At 38.3% G+C, this 3,699-nt stretch carries 4 protein-coding genes; all 4 read right to left on the reverse strand.

The annotated features are described in order from the left end of the window. Positions 1-15 precede the first annotated feature (15 nt). Positions 16-225, reverse strand: a complete 210-nt coding sequence (locus JHC30_05890; GenBank protein MCI4463681.1) for a DUF2892 domain-containing protein — start codon at positions 223-225, stop codon at positions 16-18. Positions 226-306: 81 nt separating this feature from the next. Beyond that, positions 307-1,506 (reverse strand): ABC transporter permease, encoded by a 1,200-nt coding sequence (locus JHC30_05895; protein MCI4463682.1) that lies wholly within the window; start codon positions 1,504-1,506, stop codon positions 307-309. Beyond that, positions 1,503-2,213, reverse strand: coding sequence for an ABC transporter ATP-binding protein (locus tag JHC30_05900; GenBank protein ID MCI4463683.1), 711 nt, complete (start codon positions 2,211-2,213; stop codon positions 1,503-1,505). The genes JHC30_05895 and JHC30_05900 overlap by 4 nt, the downstream gene beginning before the upstream one ends. Positions 2,214-2,225: 12 nt before the next feature. Further along, a complete protein-coding gene (locus JHC30_05905; GenBank protein ID MCI4463684.1) occupies positions 2,226-3,455 on the reverse strand; it encodes an efflux RND transporter periplasmic adaptor subunit in 1,230 nt (409 codons plus the stop codon). Positions 3,456-3,699 lie beyond the last annotated feature (244 nt).

A 3,699-nucleotide genomic window follows, 5' to 3' on the forward strand; every position in this document is an offset into this window, starting at 1 on the left:
AACTTTTAAAACTTTTTACTTTCTTGTAGAAATGCCGAGGAGTTTATAAACAAGGCAAAAACCTGTAAGCCCTGTAATCAGTGCAATCACACCGATAATTATGAAAATAACTTTAACTGTTGGATTGAGTGTTGCAAAAACAGAAATAAGTATCAATACTAATCCAACAATTATTCTAATAATTCTATCAACATTTCCTTCGTTTGGAATAGGACATCCTTTCATTTTTCACCTCCTGTAAATTTTTACCACGTTCAATTATACAACCAAAAACTCATTTGTCAATCAAATAAATATACACAAGATTTATTCATATCTTAGCGCCTCAACCGGGTTGAGTTTGGATGCTTTTACCGCAGGATAAACACCAAAGAACACACCAACAGCAACTGAAACACTGAATCCTACGATGATTGAAGTTGGAGTTATTGCAGTTGGCGAAAGGCTACTTGCAAGCCTTGCTCCAACAACACCAATAATAATTCCTATTATTCCGCCAACTACTGTAATCACAATGGACTCGAACAAGAACTGTAATAAGATATCCCTTGAGTTTGCACCTACAGCCTTTCTTATGCCTATTTCTCTTGTCCTTTCTGCAACAGTTGCAAGCATAATGTTCATTATTCCAATGCCACCTACAATAAGTGCAATAAGGCCAATTAGTGTAAGTGCCGTTGTAAGGATAGAAGTTGCAGTGTTTGCAAGGTCTGCAAATTGAGCCATATCTGAAATAGTAAAGTTTTCAACGCCGTGCTTATTCATTAGAAGTGTCTTTACAAGAGCAATAAGAACATCCTTTGACATGCCCTGAGGAGGTTTCATATAGATTGCACCTAATGAATTTGTATTGGTTATTGTGATAAATTTGGTTATAGGAATAAAGATATTTCTATCAACGCTTCCAAACATAGTACTTCCCTGTGGTAAAAGAACGCCAATAATGTAAAACTTTGTATTGAGGAGATTTATACTTTTCCCAATGGGTGACTCTGTTCCAAATAGGTCCACTGCAATTTTTGACCCAAGAATAGCATAATTCATATAACCATTTACATCAGTTGCAGTAAAGCCTCTCCCGGATGAAAGGTCATAGCCAAGAGCAGTAAGGAAATCTTCGTTAACGCCATTAACAGTTACGGAAATTTCGTTTTCACCAACTTTTACAGTTGACCTTGCGGTCGTAAGAGATGGTGTTGCTATAAGCCCTGGAATCTCACTTTTAAGAAACTTCACATCATCATAAGTAAGTGGTTTTGTAATCGTGCTTCCAACAGATGAAAACGCCCTTCGTATATCGTTAACCTTTCCAGGCGTTACGATGATAGCATCCGAACCAAGTTTATTAATGCTTGAAAGGATCTGCTGTTGTGCCCCATACCCAAAAGAGGTTATGAGGATGAGGGAAGCAACACCTACAACAATACCAAGCGTTGAGAGAATTGACCTCATTCTATTCAACCTCAGGGAATCAAAAGCCATTCTAAACAATCTTATGATTTTCATATGCCCTCCTCATCAACATCATAAACAATCCTGTTGATCTCTTCTCCTTCGATGAGCCCGTCCTTTATCTTTATGATTCTCTCGGTGAATTTTGTAATATTAAGGTCGTGCGTTACTATAATTTCTGTCATCCCTTCTTTGTGAAGTTCTTTTAGAATTTTCAAAATTTCAAGTCCTGTTTTTGAGTCAAGGTTTCCTGTTGGTTCATCTGCAAATAGAATCTTTGGGTTGTTTATAAGTGCCCTTGCAATTGCAACCCTCTGCATTTCACCCCCGGAAAGTTGAGTTGGTCGGTTCTTTGTTCTATGCTTTAAACCAAACTTCTCAAGAAGTTCATAAGCCCTTCTTGTTGCATTCTTCACATCACCATTAGGGTTGTATTGAACTGGCAAAAGCACATTTTCAAGCACTGTAAGATGAGGAAGAAGGTTAAATGTCTGGAATACAAATCCGATTTTCTCATTTCTAACCCTTGATAATTCGTAGTCGTTCATCTTTGATACATCAACGCCTTCAAGGAAATATTCGCCCGATGTCGGTGTATCAAGACAACCTAAAATGTGCATAAGAGTAGATTTGCCTGAGCCTGAAGGTCCTATTACAGATATAAGTTCTCCCTCTGTAACATTAAGAGATACCCCTCGAAGTGCAGGAATTTCAACCTCACCCAATTTATAAACTTTAACAAGATTCCTTGCTTCAATCAAATATTGCATTGGTTATCCTCCAAATGGAGAATTATTCGGTGTTGTAGTTGTTTGAGGAATAAGGAGAACTGTATCACCCTCATTAAGCCCATCTACAACTTCAATGTAAATATTCGAAGAAATGCCTGTTTTTATTTCCACTCTTTCAACTTTTCCGTTAACGACTTTATCAACATAGGTCTTACCGTCTGCAAGGGTTACAACGGAAGACACAGGCACTGCAAGCACATGCTTCTTCGAACTTGCAATAATCTGGATATTACAGGACATACCGCTTTTTATAGAAGGATTTGATTCCGGAATTTCAACTTTTACTGTATACGCACTTCCCCCACCTGGGATACTAATTTTCTTAAGCCCAACAAATGAGACCTTGCCTTGAAGTGAAACATTCTTTACTGCATCAAAAGTTATCGTTGCAGATTGCCCTGCCTTTAGTTTTGGCATATCTATTTCATCTGCATAGGCAGTCACAAGAAAGCCTTTGGGATTCCCAACCACAGCAACCGCCATACCCATCTGGACAGGTGCATTTTTGGAAGCACTCAAACTAAGCACAACTCCGTCAATCGGGCTCCTCACAATGTAATCATTTAAAGCCTCAGTAGCCGTATCTAAGGATGCCTTTGCCTGATTCAATTGAACCTGTGCCTGTTCTAACTTGAGAGTGAAGTTATCAAGTTGCCTCTTTGCATTATCAAGCGCAATCCGTGCGTTGTTAAGTGTTGCTTCTGCCTGTGCAAGTTGTTGCTCTGCTTGCTTCTTTTGGAGGTCTGTTGCTTTATCGTTCCCCATTACAGAGTCGTAGTTTGCTTTTGCAACATCGTATGAAGCTAAGGCTGCATTAAGATTATTTTCTGCCTGTTTCACTGCATTTTCAAGGTCAGATTTGGACTTTAAGGTAAGATCATATGATATTTTCGCATTTTGGTAACTTGCACTTGCATTTTGATAAGAAAGGTTTGCCTGCGTTGAATCAATCTCAAGAATCTTGTCGCCACTTTTTACAAGAGAGCCCTCGCTTACAAAAACATCTTTTACAATACCAGATACCTTTGGATATACATTTTCTTCTTCTATGTATGATATTGTTCCAGTTAAGTTTACCTCAGAGTTTAAGTCCATATATGATACAGTGTAAGTGCTTGCGTTTTGCTTAATTTTGGTATTTGCAGCCCTACAACCGAATGTTGAAAACGCAAGCGCTACAACAAACGCAAAAACTAAAAGTTTCTTTTTCATTTTTAAGCCTCCCTTATTATTTACTATATTAACTTTAAAATTTTAAATCTATCAATATTATATGCAAATGCGTAGAAAAATAAAATATGATTAAACCTTAGCACCAAAGCTATCGTTTTCGGGCGGGGGAAGCGGAGGAGACCCTACGCAAATACGGCTTATGGTGACGGCTGGGTAGTCATTCTGACGAGCGGATTTTGCGAGGAAGAATCTCTTATTCAATCGAAGGGGTTAAAAGACCCCC

This window comes from Caldisericum sp. (genome assembly GCA_022759145.1).
GTDB lineage: Bacteria > Caldisericota > Caldisericia > Caldisericales > Caldisericaceae > Caldisericum.